Source organism: Phenylobacterium sp. (genome assembly GCF_016793285.1).
GTDB lineage: Bacteria > Pseudomonadota > Alphaproteobacteria > Caulobacterales > Caulobacteraceae > Phenylobacterium.
Genome location: NZ_JAEUMO010000075.1, coordinates 1 through 25,747, shown reverse-complemented (window position 1 = coordinate 25,747; position 25,747 = coordinate 1). Strand labels below are relative to the sequence as shown.

The 25,747-nt window shown below is 70.8% G+C and carries 22 protein-coding genes and 1 tRNA gene; 8 read left to right on the top strand and 15 right to left on the bottom strand.

The window, feature by feature from the left end:
• Positions 1 to 28: 28 nt before the first annotated feature.
• A complete protein-coding gene (locus JNL41_RS07955; RefSeq protein ID WP_293473788.1) occupies positions 29 to 1,687 on the bottom strand; it encodes an electron transfer flavoprotein-ubiquinone oxidoreductase in 1,659 nt (552 codons plus the stop codon).
• Positions 1,688 to 1,784: 97 nt separating this feature from the next.
• A complete protein-coding gene (locus JNL41_RS07950; RefSeq protein WP_293473787.1) occupies positions 1,785 to 3,179 on the bottom strand; it encodes a M48 family metalloprotease in 1,395 nt (464 codons plus the stop codon).
• Between the two features lie 93 nt (positions 3,180 to 3,272).
• On the opposite strand from JNL41_RS07950, the gene JNL41_RS07945 reads away from it, so the two are divergent.
• Positions 3,273 to 4,121, top strand: a complete 849-nt coding sequence (locus JNL41_RS07945) for a uracil-DNA glycosylase (RefSeq protein WP_293473808.1) — start codon at positions 3,273 to 3,275, stop codon at positions 4,119 to 4,121.
• Positions 4,122 to 4,256: 135 nt separating this feature from the next.
• Positions 4,257 to 5,873 carry a lytic transglycosylase domain-containing protein gene (locus tag JNL41_RS07940; RefSeq protein ID WP_293473785.1) on the top strand — a complete coding sequence of 539 codons (1,617 nt, stop codon included), beginning with the start codon at positions 4,257 to 4,259 and terminating at the stop codon, positions 5,871 to 5,873.
• Here the strand turns inward: JNL41_RS07940 and JNL41_RS07935 are convergent.
• Both JNL41_RS07935 and JNL41_RS07930 read right to left on the bottom strand, forming a co-directional pair.
• Positions 5,775 to 6,227, bottom strand: a complete 453-nt coding sequence (locus tag JNL41_RS07935; RefSeq protein WP_293473783.1) for a cell wall biosynthesis glycosyltransferase — start codon at positions 6,225 to 6,227, stop codon at positions 5,775 to 5,777. The genes JNL41_RS07940 and JNL41_RS07935 overlap by 99 nt on opposite strands.
• Before the next feature lie 37 nt (positions 6,228 to 6,264).
• Positions 6,265 to 7,002 carry an AAA family ATPase gene (locus JNL41_RS07930; RefSeq protein ID WP_293473781.1) on the bottom strand — a complete coding sequence of 246 codons (738 nt, stop codon included), beginning with the start codon at positions 7,000 to 7,002 and terminating at the stop codon, positions 6,265 to 6,267.
• 136 nt (positions 7,003 to 7,138) lie between these two features.
• Here JNL41_RS07930 and JNL41_RS07925 point away from each other — a divergent pair, with 136 nt between their 5' ends.
• Positions 7,139 to 8,197, top strand: a complete 1,059-nt coding sequence (locus JNL41_RS07925) for a PA0069 family radical SAM protein (RefSeq protein WP_293473806.1) — start codon at positions 7,139 to 7,141, stop codon at positions 8,195 to 8,197.
• 72 nt (positions 8,198 to 8,269) lie between these two features.
• Here the strand turns inward: JNL41_RS07925 and JNL41_RS07920 are convergent, their stop codons facing one another.
• Entirely contained in the window at positions 8,270 to 9,574 is a 1,305-nt protein-coding gene (locus tag JNL41_RS07920) for a class I SAM-dependent RNA methyltransferase (RefSeq protein ID WP_293473779.1), read from the bottom strand.
• A gap of 144 nt (positions 9,575 to 9,718) precedes the next feature.
• On the opposite strand from JNL41_RS07920, the gene JNL41_RS07915 reads away from it, so the two are divergent.
• Complete coding sequence (locus JNL41_RS07915; protein ID WP_293473777.1) at positions 9,719 to 10,303, top strand: glycine zipper 2TM domain-containing protein; 585 nt, start codon at positions 9,719 to 9,721, stop codon at positions 10,301 to 10,303.
• Positions 10,304 to 10,382: 79 nt separating this feature from the next.
• Here the strand turns inward: JNL41_RS07915 and JNL41_RS07910 are convergent, their stop codons facing one another.
• The 3 genes from JNL41_RS07910 to JNL41_RS07900 all read right to left on the bottom strand — a co-directional run bounded on the left by JNL41_RS07910 (position 10,383) and on the right by JNL41_RS07900 (position 13,653).
• Complete coding sequence (locus JNL41_RS07910; RefSeq protein WP_293473775.1) at positions 10,383 to 11,087, bottom strand: TlyA family RNA methyltransferase; 705 nt, start codon at positions 11,085 to 11,087, stop codon at positions 10,383 to 10,385.
• A gap of 17 nt (positions 11,088 to 11,104) precedes the next feature.
• A complete protein-coding gene (locus JNL41_RS07905) occupies positions 11,105 to 12,862 on the bottom strand; it encodes a class I adenylate-forming enzyme family protein (RefSeq protein ID WP_293473773.1) in 1,758 nt (585 codons plus the stop codon).
• A gap of 95 nt (positions 12,863 to 12,957) precedes the next feature.
• The gene (locus JNL41_RS07900; RefSeq protein WP_293473771.1) at positions 12,958 to 13,653 is read right to left on the bottom strand and encodes a PEPxxWA-CTERM sorting domain-containing protein; all 696 of its coding nucleotides are present in this window, start codon (positions 13,651 to 13,653) and stop codon (positions 12,958 to 12,960) included.
• Positions 13,654 to 13,859: 206 nt separating this feature from the next.
• On the opposite strand from JNL41_RS07900, the gene JNL41_RS07895 reads away from it, so the two are divergent.
• Entirely contained in the window at positions 13,860 to 15,164 is a 1,305-nt protein-coding gene (locus JNL41_RS07895; RefSeq protein ID WP_293473750.1) for a HAMP domain-containing sensor histidine kinase, read from the top strand.
• On the top strand, positions 15,152 to 15,718 hold the full coding sequence (locus tag JNL41_RS07890; RefSeq protein WP_293473748.1) for a response regulator transcription factor: 567 nt from the start codon (positions 15,152 to 15,154) through the stop codon (positions 15,716 to 15,718). The genes JNL41_RS07895 and JNL41_RS07890 overlap by 13 nt, the downstream gene beginning before the upstream one ends.
• Here JNL41_RS07890 and JNL41_RS07885 read toward each other — a convergent pair.
• On the bottom strand, positions 15,715 to 17,214 hold the full coding sequence (locus JNL41_RS07885) for a peptidase S10 (protein ID WP_293473746.1): 1,500 nt from the start codon (positions 17,212 to 17,214) through the stop codon (positions 15,715 to 15,717). The two genes, JNL41_RS07890 and JNL41_RS07885, sit on opposite strands and share 4 nt — an antisense overlap.
• A 200-nt stretch (positions 17,215 to 17,414) precedes the next feature.
• Between JNL41_RS07885 and JNL41_RS07880 the strand changes: the two genes are divergently transcribed.
• Positions 17,415 to 18,125: a methyltransferase gene (locus JNL41_RS07880; protein WP_293473744.1), complete on the top strand. Its 711-nt coding sequence runs from the start codon at positions 17,415 to 17,417 to the stop codon at positions 18,123 to 18,125.
• A gap of 9 nt (positions 18,126 to 18,134) precedes the next feature.
• On the opposite strand, the gene JNL41_RS07875 is transcribed toward JNL41_RS07880, so the two are convergent.
• The 5 genes from JNL41_RS07875 to JNL41_RS07855 form a co-directional block, all read right to left on the bottom strand.
• On the bottom strand, positions 18,135 to 19,010 hold the full coding sequence (locus JNL41_RS07875) for a glycerophosphodiester phosphodiesterase family protein (RefSeq protein WP_293473742.1): 876 nt from the start codon (positions 19,008 to 19,010) through the stop codon (positions 18,135 to 18,137).
• Between the two features lie 5 nt (positions 19,011 to 19,015).
• The gene (locus tag JNL41_RS07870; RefSeq protein ID WP_293473740.1) at positions 19,016 to 21,682 is read right to left on the bottom strand and encodes a valine--tRNA ligase; all 2,667 of its coding nucleotides are present in this window, start codon (positions 21,680 to 21,682) and stop codon (positions 19,016 to 19,018) included.
• Between the two features lie 268 nt (positions 21,683 to 21,950).
• Positions 21,951 to 22,529 carry a DUF2497 domain-containing protein gene (locus tag JNL41_RS07865; RefSeq protein WP_293473738.1) on the bottom strand — a complete coding sequence of 193 codons (579 nt, stop codon included), beginning with the start codon at positions 22,527 to 22,529 and terminating at the stop codon, positions 21,951 to 21,953.
• A 105-nt stretch (positions 22,530 to 22,634) separates the two neighbouring features.
• Entirely contained in the window at positions 22,635 to 24,188 is a 1,554-nt protein-coding gene (locus tag JNL41_RS07860; RefSeq protein WP_293473737.1) for a TolC family outer membrane protein, read from the bottom strand.
• Positions 24,189 to 24,309: 121 nt separating this feature from the next.
• On the bottom strand, positions 24,310 to 24,873 hold the full coding sequence (locus JNL41_RS07855; RefSeq protein WP_293473735.1) for a protein-L-isoaspartate O-methyltransferase: 564 nt from the start codon (positions 24,871 to 24,873) through the stop codon (positions 24,310 to 24,312).
• A gap of 113 nt (positions 24,874 to 24,986) precedes the next feature.
• Here JNL41_RS07855 and JNL41_RS07850 point away from each other — a divergent pair.
• Positions 24,987 to 25,060: transfer RNA gene (locus JNL41_RS07850), tRNA-Cys, on the top strand.
• A 247-nt stretch (positions 25,061 to 25,307) separates the two neighbouring features.
• Here JNL41_RS07850 and JNL41_RS07845 read toward each other — a convergent pair.
• A partial coding sequence (locus JNL41_RS07845; RefSeq protein ID WP_293473733.1) for an AraC family transcriptional regulator occupies positions 25,308 to 25,747 on the bottom strand: 440 nt, incomplete at its 5' end.

Sequence of the window (25,747 nt, the reverse complement as noted above, 5' to 3'; positions counted from 1 at the left end):
GCCGCGTCGCCACAGCGGCGTCGCGCCCTCACATATTCGGGTAGTTCGGCCCGTCGCCGCCCTGGGGCGTCGTCCAGTCGATGTTCTGCGACGGATCCTTGATGTCGCAGGTCTTGCAGTGGACGCAGTTCTGGAAGTTGATCTGGAACTTGGGGTTCTGGCCGCCCTCGTCGTACAGCACCTCGTAGACGCCCGCCGGACAGTAGAGGCGCGCGGGCTCCCCATATTTCGGCAGGTTCACGTCGATCGGGATCGAGGGATCGCGCAGGTGCAGGTGCGCCGGCTGGCTCTCGTCATGGTTGGTCGACGACAGGAAGACGCTGGAGAGCTTGTCGAAGCTCAGTACGCCGTCCGGCTTCGGATAGACGATCGGCTTGTAGTCGCTGGCCTTGCCGGTGGAGTCGGCGTCGTTCTTGCCGTGCTTCAGCGTCCCGAAGAACGAGAAGCCGCCCAGCAGGTAGGTCGTCCACATCTCGAACATGCCGAGCGCGCCGCCGATCTTGGTGCCGAACTTCGACAGGATCGGCTTGGCGTTGCGGACCGTGTGCAGCTCCTTCCGGAGCCACGAGCGGTCGAAGCTCTCCTTGTAGGCGGCGAGTTCGTCGCCCGAGCGGCCCTCGGCGATGGCGGCGGCGGCGGCGTCGGCGGCCATGATGCCCGACTTGATCGCCGCATGGCTGCCCTTGATCCGCGGCACGTTCACGAAGCCGGCGCTGTCGCCCAGCAGGACCCCGCCGGGGAAGTAGAGCTTCGGGATCGACTGGAGGCCGCCTTCCGAGATGGCGCGGGCGCCGTAGGCGATGCGCTTGCCGCCGACCAGGTACTTGGCCACCTCGGGATGGTGCTTGAAGCGCTGGAACTCGTCGAAGGGCGACAGCCAGGGGTTCTTGTAGCCCAGGTGTGTCACGTAGCCGATAGCCACCAGATTGTCGCCGAAGTGGTACATGAAGCTGCCGCCGCCCGACTTGTCGTCGAGGGGCCAGCCGGTGGTGTGGGTCGCCAGGCCCGGGCTGAAGACTTCGTTCGGAACCTGCCACAACTCCTTGATGCCGATGCCGTACTTCTCGACGTCGGCGTCCTTGCCCAGGCCGTACTTCTTGCGGAGCACCTTGGCGAGCGAGCCGCGCACGCCCTCGCCGATGAAGACATACTTGCCGCGCAACTCCATGCCGGGCTCGTAGCTGGGGCCGGGCTTGCCGTCCTTGCCCAGGCCGAACTCGCCCGCCACGACGCCCACCAGCGTGTCGCCTTCGAAGACCGGGGCCGAAGCCGCCATCCCGGGATAGATCTCGACGCCCAGCTCCTCGGCCTGGCCCGCCAGCCAGCGGCACACGTTGCCCAGGGAGGCGATGTAGTTGCCGTGGTTGTTCATGAAGGGCGGCATCAGGAACATCGGCAGCGACAGGCTGCCCTGCGGACCCAGCAGGATGAACTCGTCCCTGGTGACCGGCGTCTCCAGCGGCGCGCCCTTGGCCTTCCAGTCGGGGATGAGTTCGGCCAGGCCCTTCGGGTCGATCACTGCGCCCGAGAGGATGTGCGCGCCGACCTCGGCGCCCTTCTCCAGGACAGCGACGGTCAGCTCGGGATTGATCTGCTTCAGCCGGATCGCGGCGGCCAGGCCCGACGGCCCCGCGCCGACGATGACGACGTCGTACTCCATCGCTTCCCGTTGGATGGCTTCGCTCATCGTCGTCCCCTCGCCGCTCTGCGCCGGGCAGCCCCGCCGACGCCTTTCAGGTCTTATCGGAATGTCACACTGCGGCGGTCAAGCGCGAAGGCGCCGGTCAGGGCCGCCCGTCGACCACCAGCTTGACCTGCCGCCCCGGCCGGACGGCCTCTCCGGGCTCGAGCCCGTTCAGCATCCGGAACAGCGCGAGCCGGTCGCCGTCGCCCGTCATCCGCGCCGACAGCGACTCGGCCGTATCGCCGTTTCGCGCGGTGGCCACGGCGATGCGGCGGCCCGCCACCGAGGCGGCCTCCCGCTCGGGCAGCCGGCGGAAGGAATCGAACATCGGCTGGAACGCCGTCATGCGGCCCGCCGGCGCCATGGCGACGAAGTGGTAGGTCTCGTCGCCGCCCAGGTTGTAGGCCACGCAGATCAGGTCGACCGGGCGGCCGCCCGAGAAGGCGCGCGCCTCCAGGACCACCGCCTCCATGCCGTTGATGGCGACGCGCCGGGCCCCGCCCATCTCGCTGCGGCCCTGGCGGATGATCGCGCGCAGCGCCTTCTCGGCGTAGCCCGGCAGTTGGCGCGCCGTCGCGGTCCCGCCGGAGAACTCGGCCAGCATCCCGTCGGGGCCCGTGACCCGCACCGCCTCGGGCTCGTTCGCCATGGCGAAGCCGCGCGGGGCGTCGAAGCGGATCCTCAGCGCCGGATGGATGTAGGCCCCGCCCCGCACCAGCCCCTGCACGGGGTCGTCGTCGTAGGGCATCCCATCGACGGCCAGGAGGTAGGCGGTCTCCTCGATCAGCAGCGGTCCGCCGGCCGTGCTGGCCGTCGCCGCGGCCTGGGCGCGGGCGATGCGGTCGGTGGTGAGGGGGTGGGTGCGGGCCCACACGGGCGTTCCGCCGGTCTTGCCCCTGACGCGGGTGGTGTAGGCGTCCTCTCGCTGGAGGTCGCCGAGCACGCGGGTGAGCCCGTCCGGCGCATAGCCCGCCCGCGGCAGATAGCGGATGGCGAGCGTGTCGGCCTCGTACTCCTGGCTGCGCGAGTAGCTCAGCGTCCCCAGCTTCGCGACCCGGCCCGCGACCGCGCCCGCCAGGTCCGACTTCGTGGCGGCGCCGATCAACGAGGCTGCGAGGCCCGAGAGCGCCTCGGCGTTCTGCTGCCGTTGCGCGTGGCTGGCGGCGACGTGGCCGAGTTCGTGACCCAGGACGGCGGCGAGCTCCGCCTCGGAGTTCATGATCGAGAGCAGGCCGCGCGTGACGTAGACGTAGCATCCGGGCGGCGCCGTGAAGGCGTTGACCACCTCGGTGTCCAGCACCGTGAACGAGCAGTTCTGGCGGATGCCCGCCGCCTGCGCCATCCGCTGTCCGACCTGGGACACGTAGCGGGCCTGCGGGCCCGAGTAGACGCCGCCCAGCTCGGCGACGAAATCGGCGTGCTCCTTCGCCGGCTGCGCCGCCGCAGGCCCTGCGAGGGCCAGCGCCAGGATCAGTGTCGCGGCCCGCCGTCCCATCCTCGTCGCCTCCCCCGGGGCATTCCCGGCTGACAAGCCGGGCGCTTCGCGCGAAGAGTGGACCAAGCCACCGTGCGAGTGAACAGAGACCTTATGCCGGCCGCCGCCGACCCGCCCGAGCGCCACTTTGGCGACCGTCAGCTCGCCGAGAGCCTGCTCGCCTTCTGGGCCGACGCCGGCGTCGACGCCATGCTGCTGGACGATCCGGTCGACCGGATCGAGGCGGGCCGGTTCGTGCCGCCTCCGCGCCCGGCGCCGGTGGCGTCCGTCAGCTCGCCCGCCGCCCCGCCCCGCATCGGCGTCCCGGCCCCGTCGGACGTCTCCGGCGCGGTCGCGGCCGCACAGGCCGCCGCCGCCGGCGCCGCGAGCCTGGAGGACCTGGCCGCCGCCATCGCCGCCTTCGACGGCTGCCCCCTGCGCACCGCCGGTGCGGCGACCCGGGCCGTCGTCTACCGCGGCGAGCCCGCCGCGCCCCTGCTGGTGATCGGCGAGGGGCCGGGCGCGGAGGAGGATGCGCGGGGCGAGCCCTTCGTCGGGCGTTCGGGCAAGCTGCTGGACCGGATGTTCGCCGCCGCGGGCCTCGAAGGCCGGGTCCTGATCACCAACACCGTCTTCTGGCGGCCGCCCGGCAACCGCGACCCGTCCCAGTTCGAGCAGGCGATCTGCGCGCCGTTCCTCGAACGGATGATCGCCCTGGTGGAGCCGAAGATGCTGCTGCTGGTCGGCGCGCCCTCCGCGAAGTCTATCCTCAAGCGCGAGGAAGGCATCATGAAGATGCGCGGGCGGTTCTTCGAATGGACCTCCGCCGACGGAAGCCGGGAGCTGCCGGCCATGCCGACGCTCCACCCGGCCTTCCTGCTGCGCCAGCCGGGCGCCAAGAAGCAGGCTTGGCAGGACCTGCTCACCCTGGCCGAGCGGCTGGATCGTCCGCCACGCGGATGATGGGTGGTCAAGGTCGAGCTTCAATCCGCCGCTTGATCCGGCCGGTGCGCCGCCTTAGCCTCCCACCGGTGGGACAATGAGAAAAAGGGTTTCGCGCTCAACCTCGCGTTAGTCGTGGTGCGCGAAAAGGACGGCATGACGCTAAAACAGCGCCTGCGCGTCGGGGTATTGTCCCTCGTCGCCGGAGTCTCGATGGCCAGCGTAGCGGTCGCCGATTCGACGAAGGCCCTCTCCGACGACGACGCCCGCGCCTATGCCGCCGCCTTCGAAGCCGTGGACCAGGGCGATTTCGTGGGCGCCGAACTCACCGCGTCCGAGATCAAGGACAAGTCGCTCGCGGGCTACATCTCGTTCCGCGCGCTGATGCACCCCACCGCCCACAAGGCCTCGTTCGAGGAGCTGTCGGGCTGGCTGGCGCGATTCCGCGACCTGCCGCTGGCCGAGCGCGTGTTCTCGCTGGCCGCCAAGCGCCAGCCCGGCGACGTGGCCAGCCTGGCCACCCCGGAAGTGGCGCTGGTGGACACCGCCCGCAGCGCCATCACAAAGCCGGCGCGCGAGGCCTTCTATTCGGGCGATGCGCAGACCGCCTTCCGCCTGGCCGTGAACGTGGGCGAACGCTGGGTCGCCGGCCTCGCCGCCTGGCGCCTCAGCGACTTCGATCAGGCCCGCGACTACTTCGCCATGGTCGCCCGCGACGAGGCGGAAGACCCCTGGCAGCGCGCCGCCGCCGCCTACTGGGCCGCGCGCTCCTCGCAGGCGCTCGACGATTCGAAGACGGCGACCGCGTTCCTGCGCCTGGCCGCGCAGTCGCCGCAGACCTTCTACGGCATGATCGCCGAGCGGCAGATCCGCATGGTGCAGGCCGAGGCCGCACCGACCGGCCAGATCGTGCTGGCCAGCTATCGCGCGCCGCAGGCCCAGCCCGTCACCGACATGCGCGCGTTCCTGGGCGCCAACCCGCGCGCCCACCGCGCCGCCGCGCTGGCCCAACTGGGCCGCGCCGAGGAGGCCCGCCAGGAGCTTCGCGCCGGCCTGGCCCTGGCCCGTTCCAGCGACGAGCGCAACGTCTGGTCCTCGCTGCTGGCCAGCCTGGCGCCCCCGGGCTCGGGCAGCCAGAAGCCCCAGTACCTGAACCTCTACGACTACCAGGCCCCGCCGCTGGAGCCGAAGAACGGCTTCACCCAGGACCGCGCGCTGGTCTACGCGATCGTGCGCCAGGAAAGCGCCTTCAACCCGGGCGCGGTCAGCCACGCCGGCGCCTACGGCCTGATGCAGGTGATCCCGGGCTCGGCGGCGCTCGCCACCGGCGACCGGAGCTTCCAGCGCCGCCCGCGCATGCTGCTCGACCCCGGCACCAACCTGAAGGTCGGCCAGGACTACCTCGCCTATCTGATGGACCGCGGCGTCGGCCCCGACCTTCTGAAGATGGTCGCCGCCTACAACGCCGGCCCCGGCGCGGTGCTGAACACCATGCAGAAGGTGGGCGACGAAGACCCCTTCCTGATGATCGAGTGCCTGCCGGCGCTGGAGACCCGCAACTACGTCGAGAAGGTCATGGCGGCCTACTGGACCTACAAGCGGATGTTCGGCGAGGAGACCAAGACCCTCGACGCCCTGGCCGGCGGCGCGCGCCGCGTGGACGCCCGGCTCGACCTAACCTATCCGCCGCCCGCCCCGCAGACCCAGCAGGCGGCGAACCCCGCCGACGTCGACGCCATCGCCGCACTCCTCGAGAAGGCGTCGCTCGACTAGGACGCCGCTCGGCGCGCGGCTGAACAGGCCGCCCTCCTTCAGGCCCGCCACCACCGCCTGCGTGCCGCCGCCGGCGAGGTGCATCTCCAGCGCCGCGATCCAGCCGTCGCGCAGCCGGAAGGCCACCGGCAGCGCCAGCACCCGATCGGCCCGCGCCGCGCGCGCCGCCGCCGGGAGGGTCGGATGGGCGTCGGCGCCCATGTCCTCGCAGAGCGCGTCGATCCCCGGCTGGCCGGGTGCCGCCACGATCGCCACCTGACGCACCAGGCCATCCACCGCCCCGGCGGTGAGCTGGGCCAGCAGCGCCGGCAGCCGGTCGGCGTCGCGCCGGGCGTCGATGATCACGCTGAGCATAGGCCGTGCTTCACCCACAGCGCGCCGTCCCGCAAGCTCAGTCGTCCGCCAGCAAGGTGTTCAGCATGGTCTGCCGATGGTTCAGGAAGCCGCGCGTGACCTGAACGTGGTCCGTGTCCTCGTAGGCCACGCGCTCCAGGCCGGTCGAGGTCGTCTGATAAATCCACGCATCCGGGTAGCCCAGGATGATCGGCGAGTGCGTCGCGATGATGAACTGCGACCTGGCCATGATCAGTTCGTGCATGCGGACCAAGAAGCTGAGCTGGCGGTTGGGCGACAGCGCCGCCTCGGGCTCGTCCAAGATGTAGAGGCCGTCGCCGCGGAACCGGTTGTCGATGAGCGCGAAGAACGACTCGCCATGCGACTGCTCGTGCAACGATACCCCGCCGTAGGCGTCGGTCACGCCCAGTTCGTCGATCTGGGTGCTGACATTGAAGTGCGACTCCGCGCGCAGGAAGTAGCCGTCGATCGGCCGCAGCGTGGACCGCACGGGCCGGACGAACCGGTGGAGCGGCGAGTGTGAGGCGCGCGTCTCGAAGTTGAAGTTCCGCGTCCCGCCTTCGGCGTTGAAGCCCCAGGCCATCGCCAGCGCCTCGATCAGCGTCGACTTGCCCGAGCCGTTCTCGCCGACAAGGAACGTGACCTTGGGATGGAACTTCAGCTCGTCGAGGTTGCGCACCACGGGCAGGCTGAAGGGATAGGCGCCGGCGTCCCAGCCCTCGCGCCGCTCGAACCGCGCGGCGATCCAGTAGTGCTTGGCGTCGATGGCTCGCATACGTCGGTCGCCTCTTCCACAGCCTGCGTAGCGCGCCGCGATGCGTGTCACAAGCCCATTTGTTCTTGTTTCGTTCGATGCCAAAAGCTAGCGTCAGGAGGTGTCCAGCGGCTTCACCTCCCAGATCCCCAACGCCATGCGCGGACGCGGCGCGCGGTCGAACGCGACCGGCCGTTTCGAAGGCCAGCAGCGCGAGGCGTTCGACGACGGCTGGACGCTGGACGATCCGGAACCCGAGAAGCTGGAGACGACGGTCCAGGCCGAGAAGGCCAAGGTGATCATCAGCAGGAACGACAGCCCCGACGTGGGCTTCTCGTCCTCGATCAACCCCTACCGCGGCTGCGAGCACGGCTGCATCTACTGCTATGCGCGGCCGGCGCACGCCTACATGGGGCTGTCGCCCGGCCTCGATTTCGAATCCAAGCTGTTCTTCAAACCCGAGGCGGCGCGGCTTCTGGAGAAGGAGCTGTCCAAGGCCAGCTACAGGCCCGAGTTCATCCACATCGGCGGCAACACCGACCCCTACCAGCCGCAGGAGCGGAAACTCAGGATCACCCGCGGGGTGATCGAGGTCCTGACGGCGTTCCGCCATCCCTTCTCGGTGATCACCAAGTCGGCGCTGATCGTGCGCGACCTGGATCTGCTGGCCGAGGCGGCGCGGCTGCAACTGACGCGGGTGGCGATGTCGGTGACGACGCTGGACCGCAAGCTGGCGCGCTCGATGGAGCCGCGCGCCGCGACGCCCGAGAAGCGGATCGACGCGATCCGGCAGCTCACGCGGGCCGGCGTCCCGGTGACCGTGATGTTCGCGCCCTGCATCCCGGGCCTGAACGACCACGAGATGGAGGCGGTGCTGGAGCGGGCGGCCGGCGCCGGCGCCTCGGGCGCGGGCTATGTGGCGCTGCGCCTGCCGCGCGAGATCAAGGACCTGTTCCGCGAGTGGCTGGAGAGCGATCACCCAGATCGCGCACGCCGGGTCATGTCGCTGGTGCGCCAGATGCGCGGCGGCAAGGACTACGACGACACCTGGGGCAGCCGCATGAGGGGTCAGGGCCCGATCGCCGACCTGATGGCCACCCGCTTCGCCGCCGCCAAAAAGCGCTACGGCCTCGACCAGAGCTGGGGCTCGCTCTCGACGGCGCGGTTCCGCGTCCCCCCGAAGCCCGGCGGCCAGATCGACCTGTTCCGAGAATGAGCGCCGACAAAGTTCCTCCCCCGCTCGCGGGTGAGGAACTTAGGCGCCGACTCTCCAGCAGGACTCTGCCGACTACCGGCTGAACACCCCCACCAGCTCCACATGCGGCGACCAGAGGAACTGGTCGACGGGCAGGACGCGCTCCAGGGCGAACCCGGCGTCGATCAGGGTGCGGGCGTCGCGGGCGAAGGTGGCGGGGTTGCAGGAGACGCCGATGACGCGGGGCACGGTCGACTTGGCGAGTTCGAAGGCCTGTTCGGCGGCGCCGGCGCGGGGCGGGTCGAAGACGGCGACGTCCACCTTCTTCAGCTCATCCGCCAGCATCGGGCGGCGGACGAGGTCGCGGGCCTCGGCGGTGACGCCCTTGAGGCCCGGCGCGGTGGCCAGCGCGCCGGTGAGCGCCGAGACGACACCGGCGCCGAAGTCGGCGGCGTACACAGGCGCGATCTCGGCCAGCCGGAAGGTGAAGGTGCCGACGCCGCAGTAGAGGTCTGCGATGCGCGAGGCGCCGGCCGCGCTCTCGCCGACGAAGGCCGTCATCGCGGCCTCGGCGCCGGCGGTGGCCTGCAGGAAGGCACCGGGCGGGAGCGCCACGCGGGCAGGGCCCAGCCGCACGGTCGGCTGGCGGGCCAGGTAGGCCATGTCGCCGGCCAGGGTGACGCGCGCCAGGTCGGCGGCGGCCGCATGTTCGGCGATCTGCGAGCGGGCGTCGGCGGAGAGGCCGCCGCTCCTGGCCTCGACGCCGGTGATGTCGATGTCGAGGCCGGTGTCGGTGAGGGTCACGTGCAGCGTGGGCGCGGACCTGGGGTGCTCGAACAGCGGCGCAGCGAGGCGCTTGAGGGCCGGGATCGCCGCCTCGATGCGCGGGTCCGCGATCGGACAGACGGCGATGTCGACCAGATCCCAGGACTTGCGCGCCTTGTAGCCCAACCGAGCGGCTCCGGCGGTCCCCTTGCGGGCGTGCAGGCCGACGCGGCGGCGCGTGCCTGGGCCGGCGGCGAAGGCGGGCAGGATCTCGGTCTCGATGTGCTGGCGGGCCAGGGTGCCGCGCAGGCGCTCGACCTTCCAGACCAGGTAGGGCTCGGCCGCCCAGTGCTGCAGGGCGCAGCCGCCGCAGGCGAAGAAATGGGGGCACGGCGGGGGCACGCGCTCGGCGCTGGCCTCCAGCACCTCGACCAGCTCGCGCCGGTCGCCGGAACCCTGCGCCACGACGCGCTCGCCCGGAAGCGTGAACGGGATGAACACGGGCCCGCCCCGGTCCGAGGCGGCCACGCCGTCGCCCTCTCCGCCCACGGCGTCCACCGTGAACTCGACCGGCGGACCCGGCGCGGGCCTCGGATCGGGACGGCCCTTGAAACGGTGCTTCGGCGACCTCATGCCCGCTCCATGACCCGCGTCGCGGTTAAGCTCGAATGAACGAACATGAACGACTTTCTTAAGCGCCGTTCAGGTTGGGCGGCGCATCTTCCCGGCAAGCGTCGCCGTAAGGACGCGCAAGCACTTCGATTCGAGGGATACCCAATGACCAAGCGTGTCGCCATCAGCAAGGCTGGCGCTGTCACCCTCGCGCTGGCCCTGGCCGCCGGCGCGGCCCAGGCGCAGTCGTATCCGGCATCGGCCTCGGGCCCCGGCTCTGCGGGCTACAACTACGATCCCTGCCGCCGCGACGCGAACCAGCGCGGCACGGCGGGCGCCCTGATCGGCGGCGGCATGGGCGCGGTCATCGGCTCGAACGCGGCGGCCCGCAACGCCCGCACGGAAGGCGCCCTGCTGGGCGGCCTGCTGGGCGCCATCGCAGGCGGCGTGATCGGCAACAAGACCGCCGCCTGCACGGGGACGAGCTACGACACCGCCGCCGCGCCGCCGCCACCGCCGCCGACTTCCAGCAGTTCGTACTACGACCGCGACGCCTACGCGGCGCGCGCAGAGCGCGAAGCCCGCACCGATCCGTGGGTGGAACAGCGCCCGGCGGCCGCCGACCGCGGCCCGAGCGCCGACGGCTGCACCCTGGCCGAGAGCCCCATCTACATGCCCGACGGCCGCACCCAGACCCGGTTCGTCCGCGTCTGCCGCGACGCGAGCGGCAAGTACGCCGTCGTCGACTGAACAAGCTCCAAGTCGAGTGCGCCTGGGGCCGTCCTGCGTATCGGGGCGGCCCTTCTTCTTTGGTGGGCCGCGCGGTGACCTAACGGGTCGCCAGGAGCAGGAACTCGCGATTGCCGTCGCCGCCCTCGATCGGGCTGTCGGCGCTGGCCCTCACCGTCCAGCCGCGGCCAACGAGGAAGGTCACGACGCCGCCGAGGGCATCGGCGCGGGCAGCCGGGTCGGCGACGACGCCCCCCTTCCCCACCCGCTCCGGCCCCACCTCGAACTGCGGTTTCACCAGCGCGACGAGGCTTGCGTCCGCCGCCGCCAGCGCCAGCGCCGCGGGCAACGCCTTGGCCAGCGAGATGAAGCTGACGTCGGTGACGATCAGGTCGGGCGGCTGCGGGATCAGCCCAGGCGTCAGGTCGCGGGCGTCGGTCCCCTCCAGGCTGACGACGCGCGGGTCGGCGGCGACCTTCGGGTGGAGCTGCCCGCGCCCGACGTCCACGGCGTAAACTCTGGCCGCGCCTCTGGAGAGGCAGACCTCGGTGAAGCCGCCGGTCGAGGCGCCGACGTCCAGCACGACCTTGCCGGCCACCGGGACGGACCAGGCGTCCAGCGCACGGACCAGCTTCAGCGCCCCGCGCCCGACCCAGGGATGGGCGGGCGTCGCCTCGATCGCCGCGTCGTCGGCGATCAGCTCCGAGGGCTTCTCCACCCGCCGCCCGTCCGCCGTGACGCCGCCCGCCTCGATCGCCGCGCGCGCCTTGCTGCGGCTCTCGAAGAGGCCGCGATCGACCAGCAAGACGTCGGCGCGGGTCTTCAGGCCGGCTCGCCCTGGAACAGCTTCTTCAGCTCGGTCTTCAGGATCTTGCCGTTCGGGTTGCGCGGCAGGGTCTCGGGCCAGAAGCGCACCTCCACCGGCACCTTGAAGGCGGCGAGCCGCGAGGCGACATGGGCCCGCAGTTCGTCCTCGGTGGCGTGCGCGCCGGGCTTCAGGGTCACCACGGCCGCCGGCTCCTCGCCCAGGGTGCGGTGCGGCTTGGCCACGATGGCCGCGTCCATGACGGCCGGGTGGTCATAGAGGACGTTCTCGACCTCGACGCAGTAGATGTTCTCGCCGCCGCGGATCAGCATGTCCTTGGCCCGGTCGATGATGAAGCAGAAGCCCTCCTCGTCGACCCGCGCCAGGTCGCCGGTGCGAACCCAGCCGTCGACGAAGGTCTGCGCCGTCGCCTCGGGCTTGTTCCAGTAGAGCCGGCAGTTCATGGCCCCGAACGACCAGAGTTCGCCCACCTCGTTCGGGCCCAGCACCGTCCTGCCGTCGTCCGGATCGCGGATCTCGAGCTTGGCGACGGCGGCGGCCGGGCCGCAGCTTTCGGGACGGTTTATGTAGTCCTCGCCGTTGTTGGAGGTCACCGCCGCGCAGGTCTCGGTCATGCCCCAGCCCTGGCTGGGCTGCGACTTCGGGAACACCTCCAGCAGGCGCTTCACCAGTTCGGGCGCCGAGGGCGCGCCGCCGTAGGAGACGGATTCCAGCGAGGAGAGGTCGTAGTTGTCGCGCGCCGGGTGCTCGATGAGCTGCCAGGCGATGGTGGGCACGCCGCCGGCCAGCACGATCTTCTCCCGCTCGATCAGTTCGAACGCGCGGATCACGTCCCACTTGAACATCATCACCAGCTTGCCGCCGGAGAAGAGCGTCGGGTTCAACACCGCGAAGCAGCCGGTGACGTGGAAGAACGGCACGCTGATGAGGGCCGAGCGCTGCGGCGCGTGCGGATCGGGCGCGGGCGGCGCCTCGCCCTTGCGCAGGAACACCCGCGCGCCGGCCGCCGCGGCCGTGAAGATGTTGGTGTTGACCGAGCGCTGGGTGGCCAGCGCGCCCTTGGGCTTACCGGTGGTGCCCGAGGTGTAGAAGATGGTGGCGTCGTCCTCGGGGCCGATCTCGACGGGCGGGATGGGCTGGTCGGGCAGGCTCCCCCAGGCGTCGGCGCCGCCGAGGACGTCCTCCAGCCTGGTCGCCTGCGGATGGGCCAGGTCCTCGTCGCGGGTGCGGCTGACGTAGACGCGCCTGAGGTCCGGACAGTTCGGCAGGTGCTCGACCAGGCGCTCGTAGCGCTCGTAGTCGACGATCGCGACCCTGGTCCCGGAATCGGTGAGCCCGTACTCCAGTTCGGGGCCCGTCCACCAGGCGTTCAGCGGCGTGACCACGGCGCCGATCGAGGCGGCGGCGTAGAAGGCGACCACCCATTCCGGCAGGTTGCGCATGACCACGGCCACGCGGTCGCCCTTGCCGACGCCCTGCGCCTGCAGTTCGCGGGCGAAGGCGGAGACGGCGCGGTAGAACGCCTCGAACGTGACGCGCTCGTCCTCGTAGACCAGGAACACCCGCTCGCCGTGCGCCCGCGAGGCCTCGACGACGGCGCGGATCGACGGCGGCAGGTTCTTCCAGACCTTCGTCGGGATACCGCGGATGTCGACGTCCTCGACCTCCAGCGGCGACCCCGGCGCCCCCAGCATGGCGTGCGCCTGCTGGATCGACATGGCAGGCCAACCGGGCGGCAACTGGGCCTCGGACATTCACGCATCTCCCTGACGCCGCCACGGATTCCGGCCCGCGGCTGGCGTCAGGCGATCAAGCATAACCCAGGGTCAGAGGCAAACCGGCGACGGCGCTATGCGACCGGCCCGAGGGTGTGCAACCGCCGCCGCAGCATCGCGCCCGCACCGCCGAAGCCGAGGATCATCAGCGCCCAGGCGCCGGGCTCGGGCACGCCGGCGGAGGTGAGCGTGAAGTTCACGCCGGTGGAGTCGTTCGAGTAGCTGCCGGCGGCGTTCACGATGACGGCGAAGAACTGCCCCTGCGCCAGCGAGATCGTGCCGCTGCGGCTCAGGGCGGCGCCGGGCGTGTTCAGGAAGCCGAGCGGCGTGGCCACCGGCGCGCCGCTGACGTTGGTGAGGCTCGCGAGCGCCACGCCGCTCGGCGAGCGGTCGAGGATACTGAACGTCACGTCCCAGTCGTAGACCCCGGCCGTCGGCGCGGTGAAGAAGATGGCGATGGGATTGCTGACGCCCGGATGCACGAGCAGCCGATCGTCGGGCACCATGTAGGTTCCCTCGTTGAAGGCCGTGTCGCTCTTGTAGACGCCCGGAAGGCTGCCGCCGTCCTGCAGGCAGGAGTCGGCCGTGACGACGCAGTTGGCCGGCGCGGTCAGCAGCGAGGCCGGTTGGCCCGGCCCCGCCGGCAGCTTGACGTAGGAGAACCCGCCGGCGCCCTGCGTGCCGTCGAAGCTGGTGAATGCATCATAGGTGACGGCCTGCGCCGTCGAGGCGAGCGCCAGCGCACCCACGAGGCCTGCAAAGAACTTCATGACTTCCCCCAATGTCGCGCGGGCGGTCGGGCGCCCGGCCGGATGCTTGAGAGGCTAGGTCGCGCCCGGCGCCGTGGCCATTAGACCGGATGGTCTACGGGCGCTCGCCCCCGAGGCGAGGTACGCGGCCTAAGTGCTTCGCTTGACAGTGAAAGCGCCGGCCCGGATCGTCGCCGCCGTGTCGGGGGACGTGAGGCGTGTCGGAGTTGGCGTATCGGAATCGGGTCCTCGTCAACGAGACGCGGACCGAACTGAAGGGCAGCATCGCCGCCTGGGTGGCGCTCTCGACGGGCACCGCGTTCCTGGCCTTCACGTTCGCCGGGCGCGCCGAGCCGCTCGGCTTCGGCCTGTGGCTCGGCGCGATCGGCGTATTCCTCGTGGGCTGGCTGGCGGCCTGGATCGGCTTCATCGCGAAGCCGCCGAGCGACGCGGCGATCCTGAGCCGCTGGATCCCGGGGGCGAAGGGCGGGATGCTCCTGTGCAATCTGGCCACCGCGGGGAGCGTCTGGGTCTTCCTGCCGGTGGCGGAACCGGAGTTGCGGGCGCTGATGCTGGTGCTCTTCGCCTGGTTCCTCATCATCCAGTTCGCCGCGGCGACGGAGGCGACCCAGGTGCTGCGCAGCGCCGTGGTGCTGGTGCTGGGCTCGCTGGTCGCCTGGCTGCTGGTGGCGCAACCGCCCTACTTCATGGTGCTGGCGCTGTTCCTGCCGCTCTTCGGGGCCACGCTGATCCTGATCCGCCGCTTCGTGCGCCAGGCCGTGGTCGATGCCACCACCGCCCGCGCCGCAGCCGAGGCCGCGCGCCGCGACCTGGAACGCGAGCGCGACGCCAAGACCCAGTTCATCCGCGCCGCCTCGCACGACCTGCAACAGCCGCTGCAGGCTGCATCGCTGTTCCTCGACCGCGTCAAGCCCGGCGGACGGGCGGCCGAGCAGACGCCGTCGCTGGGCGGCGTGAAGCGGTCGCTGACCGTCGCGCGCACCCTGGTGGGCGCGATGCTCGACCACCTGAAGCTGGAGGGCGGGGCCGTGCGGCCCGACATGACGACGCTCATCGCACGCGACCTCTTCGAACGGGTGCTCCTCACTCAGGGCCCGGCGGCCGCGGAGGCGGGCGTCGGCATCTCGGTCGCCGGCGGCGGGGTCGCGATGCACGCCGATCCGCTCCTGCTGGCCCGGGCCGTGGAGAACCTGGTCGCCAACGCCATCCGCCACTCGGGCGGCGGCCGGATCGTACTCGGCGCGCGTCGCCACGGCGGCGAGGCCACGATCTGGGTCGTGGACGACGGGCGCGGCCTTCCGGAGGGGGACGAAACGCGCGTCTTCGCCCCCTTCGAACAGGGGGCGCATGTGGGCGCTGCGGGCGGCTTCGGCCTGGGTCTCGCCTCGACCCGCGGCCTCGTCCAGCTCATGGGCGGCGACTGCGGGATCCGCCGCGGGCTGACCCGCGGCGCGGCCTTCTACGTCCGGCTGAGGGCGGCGGCGCCGGAAGCGGTTTCATGCGCGGCCTGATCTGCGACGACCACCCGCTGATGCGCGAGGCGCTGGCCGCGGCGATGCGCGACCGCTGGCCCGACCTCGACCTGGCCGAGGCCGGCGACTATCCCGCTGCGTGGGCGGCGGCGGAGGCGAAGCCGGACTTCTGCCTCGTCGACCTGGGCATGCCGGGCGCCGGGCCGATCGAGGGCCTGGCGGGCCTGCAGGCGCGGGCGCCCGACGCGGTCCTGCTGGTGATCACCGGCATCACGGACGCGGACGTCCTGGACGCGGTGCGGAGGTGCGGCGTGGCGGGGCTGTTCTCCAAGAACGCCGAGGCCGATCTCCTGCTGGAAGCGATCCGCGCGCGCCTGCCCGCGCTCCAGGCCATGGAGGCCTCGCGCCTGCCCAGGCGCCAGCAGGAGGTGCTGGCCCTGCTGGCCGAGGGCCGGACCAACAAGGAGATCGGCCTGAAGCTCGGCATCTCGCCCGCCACCGTGAAGATCCATGTGGCGCGGCTGACCGCCTGGCTGGGCGCCGTGAACCGCACCGACGCCGTCGCACGCGCCCAGCGCGGCCGCATCATCTAGGTGGCGCGGAAGAGCGCCATCACGTCGCCGCGGAACGCCTCCATGCTGCCCGGCCGGCTATAGAACATGTGGCCGCCCGGATAGAGGTTCAGCTTGATGCGGTCGGGCTCGGGCATCTGGTCGACGATCAGCTTCGAGGCGAAGTACGGGCAGCTCAGGTCGTTGTAGCCGTGGACGATCAGGGCCCGCATCTTCGGGTCGGTGGCGACGGACTGGCGCAGGTCGGTCACCGCGTCCTGCAGCTCGACGCCCTTCTCCCAGTTTTCGCCGACCTCGTTCGACAGCGCGTTGTAGCGGCCTTCCACCTTCCAGCCGACGATGCGGGTGGTCAGATCGACGATGGCGCTGGTGGTGGGCGCGATCAGGGCGTCGAGGATCGTGTCGCCGGTGCGCCGCTGGGCCGACCACGGGAAGGGATCCTGAGCGGTGACGTTGGTGTCGTACCAACTGCCGATCTTGCCTTCCTTGCGGTAGAGCTCGCGCAGGAAGGTGAAGCTGTCGATGCGGCCACCCGACTGCTGCACGAAGGCCGGGTCGAGGCCGGTGTAGGCGGTGACCCGCTGCACGATGCGCTGCGCCGCGGCCGGATCGCGGCGGCCCTTCATCAGGTCGGTGACGAACTCGCCGCGCGCGTAGGCCTCGACCTCGGCCATGGTCTGGGCGTTCAGCGGCTTGCCCTGCCGCTCGTAGTTCGCCGCGGCCATGCTGGGCAGGGTGATCACCCACGGCATCGGCGAGAAGTCGGGCGCCTGGTCCGCCGGCGGCTCCAGGTAGGGCGAGACCATCACCAGCCCGTTGATTCCGACGCCCAGGCCGGTTTGCAGGTAGCGGGTGATGCGCGGCGCGCGGAAACCGCCGTAGCTCTCGCCCACCACGTACTTCGGCGAGGCCATGCGGCCGTTCTTCACCAGCCAGTCGAAGACGATGCGGCCGAGGTATTCGATATCGGCCTTGATCGACCAGAAGCGCTTCTTGGTTTCCTCCAGGTCGACGAGGCTGCGGGAGTAGCCGGTGCCTACGGGATCGACGAACACCATGTCGCTGAAGTCGAGCCACGTCCCGGGATTGTCGACCAGCACCGCGGAATCGGACGGCGCGTCGCCCTGGGCGCCGAACTGCACCCGCTTGGGCCCGATGGCGCCGAGGTTCAGGTAGACCGAGGCCGCGCCCGGCCCGCCGTTGAAGGCGAAGGTGACCGGGCGGCCGACATCGCGGACGCCGTCCAGGACGTACGAGGTGCAGACCACCTCGCCCACCTTCCTGCCCTTCTCGTCGCGCACCGGCAGCGCGCCGACGGTGACCGTGTAGCCCAGCGTCCGACCGCCCAGGCGCATGGTCTGCTTGACGCTGGCGTCGGCCGGGAACGGCGGCAGGTCGATCCTGTCCCTGGCGTCCCCTGAGCCGCCCTTGCCGTCCTTCGCCTCGTCGGCCAGCGCCGGCGCGGCGGCCAGTCCAAGACCCGCGGCCAGTCCGGCCACCACCATCCGCCTGTGCATCGAACGCCCCTCGCTACGATCCGAGCCGGGACGCTAGGCCCGCGCGGAGAGTCGCGCCACGCCTCGGCGCACGGGACGGCGCGACGCCGGTTCGCTGTCCGGACACGCGCCGCTCGCGAAGCGCCGACGGGCGTTCGCGAAGAACCGGGTTCTGGAGGTCCGCGGCTCTGCTAGGGTCGCCGCAAACCAGGGGAAACGCCATGAAGCTCGCCACCGCGCTCGCCGCCCTCATGCTCGCCGCCGCGCCGGCCGCCCTCGCACAGGTTCCGGCCCCGGGCGCCGACGCCATGACCGACCCGTCGATGAAGCGCGAGGAGGTCATCGCCTTCATCGGCGTGAAGCCCGGCGACAAGGTGGCCGACATCGTCTCGGGCCGCTTCGTGCGCGCGTTCTCCGCCGCCGTCGGGCCGACAGGCAAGCTCTACGCAGTGATGCCGGCCGAGGTCGTAAAGGCCCACCCCGAGGTCGTGCCGATGCTCGAAGCGGGCGCGAAGGCGCCGGGCTCCAACATCATGCTCTCGACGCCGCCGGTGAACGCGATGGGCCTGGCGGCAGGCTCGCTGGACGCCGTCTTCATCCGCCAGAACTATCACGACCTCTACGACAAGTTCATGGGCCCGGCCGACGTCCCCGGCTTCAACAGGCAGGTCTACGACGCGCTGAAGCCCGGCGGCGTCTACGTGATCCTCGACCACTCCGCCGTGGCCGGCGCGCCGCTGAGCGTGACCGAGACCATCCACCGGATCGACGTCGCCCAGGTGAAGAAGGACGTCCTGGCTGCCGGCTTCAGGTTCGACGGCGAGAGCAACGCCTTCGCCAACCCGGCCGACGACCGCAAGACGATGGTGTTTGTCCCGGCCATCCGCGGGAAGACCGACCAGTTCATGCTGCGGTTCCGCAAGCCGAAGTAGCGCCGGCCTTCAGGCGCTCCAGTCCGGCCCCGAGACCGTCAGCGCATCGACGCCGAGCGCGGTCATGGCGGCGATCTCGGCGGCTGCGGCGACGCCCCAGACACCGACGGCGAGCCCCAGGGCCTTGGCCTCGGCGACGCGCCCGGGGGTGACGTCGGAGATGTGCGGCGACCACTCGCGGCCGCCGTGGGCCTGGACGGCGCGCGGCTCGGAGCCGCCGAAGCGGCGTTCGTCGCAGCCGTCGGTCCACGGCGAGTCGCCGCCCTCCAGGCGGACGATGCGGTCGTGCATGGCGGCGGGCACGGTCAGGTGGGCGGTGAGCATCTGCGGCCGCCGGGCCTTCAGGTCGCGCAGCACCGACCAGTCGAAGGCGATGATCTTGGCGCGATCCGCCCAGCCGGCAGCGTCGAGGTCGCGCAGCACCGCGTCCGTCAGGCGGACCGGATCGGCGGACTGCCGGTAGTCGGCCGGGTCGGTCTTGATCTCCACGAAGAGCCAGCGGCGGGGACCCGGCGCCGCGGCGAGCGCCGCCAGCAGGTGCGGCAGGGTCGGCATGGCGACACCGTCGAGGCCCGTCACGCCGGGATGGCGACGCGCGGCGCGGCTGCCCGGCCGGAACCGACCGAGGTCGTAGGCCTGGAGTTCGGCCAGCGACGTGTCGCGAAGCAGCGGGCCGGCCGCGTCCAGGAAGGCCCCGTTCAGCCGGCTGGCGTCGGCGGCGAGCCGGTAGTCGTGGTGGGCGACCACATGGCCGTCGGCGCTCAGGTGGACGTCGACCTCGATCCCGTCCACCGGCGCAGCGAGGCAGGCCCGCGCGCCCTCCAGAGAGTTCGACGGCCAGACGCCGTAGCCGCACGCCCCAGCGATGATCTGGGGCGCGGGCATGGGAGTCAGCCCGCCGCGCCGAGGCGCGACAGCGCCTCTTCCAGCTTGGCCTTGGCGGCCTGCGCGTCGGCCAGCCGTTCGCGGTTCTCGTCGACCACCTCTTCCGGGGCGCGCGAGACGAAGTCCGCGTTGTCGAGCTTGCCGGAGATCTTGGCGATCTCGCCGGTCAGCGCGGCGACCTCCTTCGTCAGGCGCGCGCGCTCGGCGGCGATATCGATGAACTCGGCCACCGGCAGGGCCAGCGTCGCACCTTCCACGACGTAGGGGATCGCCCCCGCCGGCACGGCGTCCACGAAGCTGACCTCGGACACGCGCAGCAGCCGCTGCACGAGCGCCGCGTTGGCCTCGAGCACCGCTCGCTGGGCCGCTGTCGTCTCGACCACCAGCAGCGCGGGCTGCGCCGACGGCGGCACGTTCAAGCCCTGGCGCACCGAGCGACCCTCGGTGATCGCCGCGATGATCAGCGCGATCTCGGCGTCGGCCCCGGCGTCGATCAGGCTCGACGGCAGGTCGGGCCAGCGGGCCGTCATCAGATAGCCGCCCTCCCCGCGCTTCGCTCCCAGGTCGGCGGTCGCTAGCCACAGCTCTTCGGTGATGAACGGCATCACCGGGTGCAGCAGCTTCAGGATCACGTCCAGCACCCAGGCCGTCGTCGCCTGCGTCTCAGCCTTCGCCGCAGCGTCGTCGCCTTGCAGAAGCGGCTTGGCGAGCTCGACGTACCAGTCGCAGAACTGGTTCCAGATGAAGCGGTAGAGGTGCTCGGAGCCCTCGCCGAAGCCGCAGTCTGCCAGCGCCGCGGTGACCGCCTGCGCCGTCCGCGTCGTCTCGCCAACGATCCAGCGGTTCAGCGGCGCCGTCACCGCCGCCGGGTCGAAGCCTTCGGCGCGGGCGCAGCCGTTCATCTGGCAGAAGCGCGTGGCGTTCCAGAGCTTCGTGCCGAAATTGCGATAGCCCTCGATGCGCTGCCGGCTGAGCTTGATGTCGCGCGCCTGGCCCGACATGGCGGTGAGCGTGAAGCGCAGCGCGTCGGCGCCGTAGTCGTCCACCAGTTCCAGGGGGTCCATGACGTTGCCCTTGGACTTGGACATCTTCTTCCCCTCGGCGTCGCGCACGAGGGCATTGATGAAGACCCGCTTGAACGGGACCTCGCCGGTGAAGTGGATGCCCTGCATCATCATGCGGGCGACCCAGAAGAAGATGATGTCGAAGCCCGTGATCAGGGTGTGCGTCGGATAGAAGCGGCGCAGATCCTCGGTCTGGTCCGGCCAGCCCAGGGTCGAGAAGGGCCAAAGGCCCGACGAGAACCAGGTGTCGAGGACGTCCTCGTCCTGCTTGAGCTCGGTGGGTCGGCCGTAGTGCTCCTCGGCCTGCCGCCGGGCCTCGGCCTCGGTCTCCTCGACGAACGCCTTGCCGTCCGGGCCGTACCAGGCGGGGATCCGATGGCCCCACCACAGCTGGCGCGACACGCACCACGGCTGGATGTTCCGCATCCACTCGAAGTAGGTCTTCTCCCAGTGCCGGGGCACGAAGACGGTGTCGCCGTTCTCGACCGCCGCGATGGCGGGCTTCGCCAGGACGTCGGCGGCGACGTACCACTGGTCGGTCAGGTAGGGCTCGACGACGACGCCCGAGCGGTCGCCGTGCGGGACCGTATGCTTCGTCTTCTCGATCTCGCGCAGCAGGCCCAGCGCCTCGAACGCCTCGACCACCTTCTTGCGGGCGGCGAAGCGGTCCAGCCCCCGGTATTCGGGAGGAACGTTGTCGTTCAGCCGCGCGAAGTCGTCGAAGACGTTGATCATCGGCAGGCTGTGCCGCTTGCCGACGGCGAAGTCGTTGAAGTCGTGGGCCGGCGTGATCTTCACCGCGCCCGAGCCCTTCTCGGGGTCGGGATACTCGTCGGCGATGATCGGGATCGGACGGTTGACGATGGGCAGGCGCACCGCCTTGCCGACCAGCGCCTTGTAGCGCTCGTCGCTGGGGTGGACCGCGACCGCCGTGTCGCCCAGCATCGTTTCCGGCCGCGTCGTGGCGACGACGATCTCGCCCGAGCCGTCCTCAAGCGGATAGGCGAAGTGCCAGTAGTGGCCGTCGACCTCGCGCTGCTCGACCTCGAGGTCCGAGATGGCCGTCTGGAAGTGCGGGTCCCAGTTCACCAGCCGCTTGTCGCGGTAAATGAGCTTCTGCTTGTAGAGCTGGACGAACACCCTGCGGACGGCGGCGGACAGGCCCTCGTCCAGGGTGAACCGCTCGCGGCTCCAGTCGCAACTCGCGCCCAGCCGGCGCAGCTGGTTGACGATCGTGCCGCCCGACTTGGCTTTCCACTCCCAGACCTTGGCGACGAAATCCTCGCGGCCCATGTCGCGCCGGCTCTGGTTGCCGCTTTCGGCCAGCTGGCGTTCGACCACCATCTGGGTGGCGATCCCGGCGTGGTCGGTGCCCGGCAGCCACAGCGCCGCCTTGCCCCGCATGCGCTCGAACCGGATCAGCACGTCCTGCAGGGTGTTGTTCAGCGCATGCCCGATGTGGAGCGAACCGGTGACGTTCGGCGGCGGGATGACGATCGAGAACGGCTCGGCGGCGGGGTCGTCCACCGGGGCGAAGCGGCCGGATTGCTCCCAGGCCTGGTACAGGCGCGGTTCGGCGGTCTTGGGATCGAAGGTCTTGTCGAGCATCGTCTTGTTTCTGGCTGAGCCGGTGCGTTTAGCAGGTCCGTCCGGGTCGGGGCAGAGCTATCGGCGCCGCGCAGGGCTGTCACCTTCCGCCGCCTTCGCGGTCGGTGTCCGAACGCCCGGTCCACGGATATAAGCGGCGACGCACGGACGCGCGCGGGACCTGTCGCCCCCGGCCGTCATCCCCCGGCTTGTCCGGGGCCCCCTGCCAAGGGCAGGCTGGGCGTCGAAGGATCCTCCGGACGAACCGGGGGATAGCCGCGGCGGTCCGCTAGCGTACCCGGCTGCGGGCGATGCGCTCGACCTCGGCCTCGACCGCCTGTTGCACGATCGTAGGCAGGTTCTCGTCCAGCCACTGCTGGAGCATGGGCCGCAGCAGGTCGCGGACGACGTCTTCGAGCGTGCGGTCGGACTGCGGGACGAACAGGTTCGACGAGAGCTTGCTGAACGTGGCCGCCGCCGCCGCGGCGACGTGCTCGCTGACCAGCGTCGGCGCGGCCGGCTCGGGCTCGGGCGGCGCCTCGGCGACCGGCGGCGGCGCGGGCTCGACCTCCACGAAGTCGAGGTCGCCGTGCGTCTCGACCTTCTGGGTGAGCTCGAGTTCTTCCTCTTCCTCTTCCTCGGGCGCCGCCTCGGGCTCGGGCTCGGGCTCGGGCGCGGCCGCGACAGGCTCCGGCTCGGGCTCCGGCTCAGGAATGGGCGCGGGTGATTCGGCGGCCTCGGCGACGGGCTCGGCGGCCGGCGCGGCCTCCGCGGCGCCCTCGCTCGGGGTCTCGTCCTCCGAGATGATGCGGCGGATGGAGGCGAGAATCTCCTCCATCGTCGGCTCTTGGGAACTCTGTTCGCTCATGACCCTGCCGCTGCGATTGAATCCAGGCGGCTAGACCCTAGGCCGCCCGCGGCGATCCTGCAATTTCCCCGATCACCGGGCGTCAAAGCGCCGCCCTTCGTTGCACTACCGCGAGGCAGGCGGAACCGCAGGCGGCGGCTGCAGGCCCGGCGGGACCGGCTTCTCGAGGGGCTTGTCCGCCGGCTTCGGCGCCGGATAGGGCGTCGCCAGCTGGTCGACCACGCCGACGGCCTCCTCCCAGGGCACCCAGCCCCAGGTGATCCGCAGCTTCCGGAAGTTCTTCGCCGAGTCGTACTGCTGGATCGTCGGAACGAGGTTCTTGCCCTCCAGCCGGCCCATCGTCGCCAGCACATTGGCCGCCGCGACGTATTCGTCCCGGCGCGAAGAGACCTGGTTCAGCTCGGCCTGGCGCAGCTCCTGCTCGGCGTTCAGCACGTCGATGGTGGTGCGCAGGCCCACCTTCTGCTCCTCGCGGGTGCCTTCGGCGGCGATGCGGGCGGCGCGCACCTGCTCCTCGCTGGAGGCGATGTTGGAGCGCGCAGCGATCAGCTGGCTCCAGAACTGGGTGACGCCCTGGAGCACGTTGCGCCGAACGCCCTCGATCGTGATGCGGTCGGCGTTGTTGCGCTCCACGGCCTGGCGGACGCGGGAGCTGGTCAGGCCGCCCGTGAAGAGCGGGACCGTCGCCGTGATCTGCGCCGCGACGCTGCGGCCGAAGTTGTCGCGCGGATCGTAGGGATCGATCAGGCCGCTGTGCTGGACCGACAGGGTGCCGGACACGGTGGGCATGCGTTCCGCCTTGGCGCCCGCAACCCGCGCCCGGCTCGCCTGCTCAGCGAAGCGCTGGGCCCGGAGCTGCGGATTGAACTGCTCGGCGACGCGGTAGGCTTCGTCCGGATCGTCGGGCAGCAGGTACGCGAGCGACGGCTCGGGCGCGAGCTCGCCGGGGTTCTGGCCGACGAGCGTCGCGTAGTTGGCGCGGGTGATCGCCAGCTGCGCCACGGCCTGCTGCAGCAGGGCCTGCGCCTGCGCGAGGCGGGCCTGCGACTGGGCCACGTCGGTCCGGGTCACCTCTCCGACGTCGAACCGGGCCTGGCTCTCCTGGAGCTGCCGGCTCAGGACCGCCACGTTCTCCTGCCGGATGCGCAGGGCCTCCTGGTCGCGGCGGGTGTCGGAATAGGCCTGGATCACCGAAACCAGGACCTGCGCCTCCACGCGCCGCAGGTTCTCCCGGCCGGCAAGCACGTCGGCGTTGGCCGCGTTCACGGACGCGGCCACGCGCCCGCCCGTCCAGATCGGTTGGGTGAACTGCAGGCCGCCCGTTCCGCGATTGCTTCGCCGCACGCCGCCGGCGCCGAAGCTGTCCGGCACGCCGTCGCCGGTGAGGTCCACGCCGCGGCCGGCGATCGGGGTCTGCGTCTCGGCCCACTGGGCCGTCACCTGGGCGCCCAGCGTCGGACGCCAGCCGCTGCGGGCCTGGACGTAGGTCTCGTCGAGCGCGCGCTGCTGGGCGCGCTGGGCCTGGAGCGTCGGGTTGTTCTGGTAGGCAAGCGCGACGGCGTCGGCGAGGGTCTCCGCGCCGGCTGGGGCGGCCACGGCGCAGAGAGCGCCGGAACACACGGTCGCGGCCAGCAGTCGGCCGCGGAGTTTCATCGACATTTTCTTATCCCCGATCTCGCGAGAGACGCCGGCTTGTATGACGACGTCTGCCGCGTGGGCCAAGCTGCGTCACCTTAAGCTTTTTTCACACCGCCGCGTTTCCACGCTGTTTCAGCGGCAACTAGAAGGCGAAACCGTGATTCGGCTCGAAGCCCGCCAGGACGGGCGCGAAACAGTCGAACAGATCGCGCCGCCCGACGGTCCCGGCGGACCGGACGTAAAGCAGCGCCTTGCCCACCGGACCGTCCCGCTCGACCACGCCCAGCCTGCCGTTCGTCGCAAGCGCCGCGATCCACGCATCCGGCGCGCGCGAGACGGCGCCCTCGCAGACCACGATGTCGAACGTCCCGCCCGGAAGGGCGTCGCCGGCCTGCGCCTGGACGACCTCGACACCCAGGTCCTCGATCACCGCCGCCGCGTAGGGGGCGCTGATCGCCAGGGCGCGTTCCCCCGGCATGGGGCGGAGGGCCTGCACCAGCTTGGCCACGTCGCGGGGCTTCAGGAGCCAGCGCCCGGGCGCGTACTCGGCCTCGATGTCGGTATAGGCGAGGTGTTCCTGGTCGGCCGCCAGGAAGCGTTCGCGCGGGATCTTCCGCATGGCGTCGTGGATCCGGACGTCCGTGACGTCCTGCGTTCGCACCTGGCTCTCCACCATGTTGAGGCGGGCGGCGGCGAAGTCGGCCATCGGGAATCCTTGGGCGCGGGAGAAAGTCCGTGGCGGCGGTTATAGGCGCCCGCGGCGGGAAGGCAATTGCGGCGCAAGAGCCGTTCTGTTAGTCCCCGCCCCTCACCTTCGGCGGCCTGATGGCGGAGTGGTGACGCAGCGGACTGCAAATCCGTGCACCCGAGTTCGATTCTCGGTCAGGCCTCCAACACTTTTCATCGCTCTTTCTGATGCTTAGCAGGCCTCGCCAGCCTGCTTTGCGCACCGTATGTCGCGCGGGTGTTGCGAATAATTCCCACGTATTTTCAACGGCTGCGATTTGCTCGACGCAGGTACGTGCGACACGCGTTGCGACACGAAAGGGTCTCGCCCGGGCTCGACGCGCGATCTCGAGTTATTTGGTCTGAGCTACTGTAGGCGACATGCAGGGTGGCATGATCAGGGTCCTGACCCGGTCAGCTCAGGCGCTGGCGACGCCAAGCGCGTGGGGAGACCCCCGTCCAGCGCCGGAATGATCGCGACAGCGAGCTCAGATCCTCGAAGCCGAGACGGAATCCGATCTCGCTGATCGAAAGGTCTTCGTCCTCGAGGTACTGCAGCGCCAGGCTCTTCTGGGTCTCGTGCAGCAGTTGGCGATAGTTCACACCCTCGGCCCGCAGGCGGCGCGAGAGTGACGAGCTGCTCATGTTCAGCGAGCGCGCGACCGCTTCTTCCGAAGCGCCGCCGGCCTGAAGCAGGTTCAGGATCTGAGAACGCACCACGGTGCGGAACTCGCCCGAGCCGAAGCTCTGAAGGTAATCGCTGGCGAGCTTCTCGGTCAGCGCGCGAATGGTCGGATTGCCACTGTTCAACGGGGCGAGCACGTCGCGCCGGCTGAAGACGATCTTGTTCTCGG

Coding starts and splice junctions, on each gene's coding strand:
- JNL41_RS07955 (WP_293473788.1), bottom strand. CDS start 1,687: ATGAGCGAAGCCATCCAACGGGAAGCGATGGAGTACGACGTCGTCATC.
- JNL41_RS07950 (WP_293473787.1), bottom strand. CDS start 3,179: ATGGGACGGCGGGCCGCGACACTGATCCTGGCGCTGGCCCTCGCAGGG.
- JNL41_RS07945 (WP_293473808.1), top strand. CDS start 3,273: ATGCCGGCCGCCGCCGACCCGCCCGAGCGCCACTTTGGCGACCGTCAG.
- JNL41_RS07940 (WP_293473785.1), top strand. CDS start 4,257: ATGACGCTAAAACAGCGCCTGCGCGTCGGGGTATTGTCCCTCGTCGCC.
- JNL41_RS07935 (WP_293473783.1), bottom strand. CDS start 6,227: ATGCTCAGCGTGATCATCGACGCCCGGCGCGACGCCGACCGGCTGCCG.
- JNL41_RS07930 (WP_293473781.1), bottom strand. CDS start 7,002: ATGCGAGCCATCGACGCCAAGCACTACTGGATCGCCGCGCGGTTCGAG.
- JNL41_RS07925 (WP_293473806.1), top strand. CDS start 7,139: ATGCGCGGACGCGGCGCGCGGTCGAACGCGACCGGCCGTTTCGAAGGC.
- JNL41_RS07920 (WP_293473779.1), bottom strand. CDS start 9,574: ATGAGGTCGCCGAAGCACCGTTTCAAGGGCCGTCCCGATCCGAGGCCC.
- JNL41_RS07915 (WP_293473777.1), top strand. CDS start 9,719: ATGACCAAGCGTGTCGCCATCAGCAAGGCTGGCGCTGTCACCCTCGCG.
- JNL41_RS07905 (WP_293473773.1), bottom strand. CDS start 12,862: ATGTCCGAGGCCCAGTTGCCGCCCGGTTGGCCTGCCATGTCGATCCAG.
- JNL41_RS07900 (WP_293473771.1), bottom strand. CDS start 13,653: ATGAAGTTCTTTGCAGGCCTCGTGGGTGCGCTGGCGCTCGCCTCGACG.
- JNL41_RS07890 (WP_293473748.1), top strand. CDS start 15,152: ATGCGCGGCCTGATCTGCGACGACCACCCGCTGATGCGCGAGGCGCTG.
- JNL41_RS07885 (WP_293473746.1), bottom strand. CDS start 17,214: ATGCACAGGCGGATGGTGGTGGCCGGACTGGCCGCGGGTCTTGGACTG.
- JNL41_RS07880 (WP_293473744.1), top strand. CDS start 17,415: ATGAAGCTCGCCACCGCGCTCGCCGCCCTCATGCTCGCCGCCGCGCCG.
- JNL41_RS07875 (WP_293473742.1), bottom strand. CDS start 19,010: ATGCCCGCGCCCCAGATCATCGCTGGGGCGTGCGGCTACGGCGTCTGG.
- JNL41_RS07870 (WP_293473740.1), bottom strand. CDS start 21,682: ATGCTCGACAAGACCTTCGATCCCAAGACCGCCGAACCGCGCCTGTAC.
- JNL41_RS07865 (WP_293473738.1), bottom strand. CDS start 22,529: ATGAGCGAACAGAGTTCCCAAGAGCCGACGATGGAGGAGATTCTCGCC.
- JNL41_RS07860 (WP_293473737.1), bottom strand. CDS start 24,188: ATGTCGATGAAACTCCGCGGCCGACTGCTGGCCGCGACCGTGTGTTCC.
- JNL41_RS07855 (WP_293473735.1), bottom strand. CDS start 24,873: ATGGCCGACTTCGCCGCCGCCCGCCTCAACATGGTGGAGAGCCAGGTG.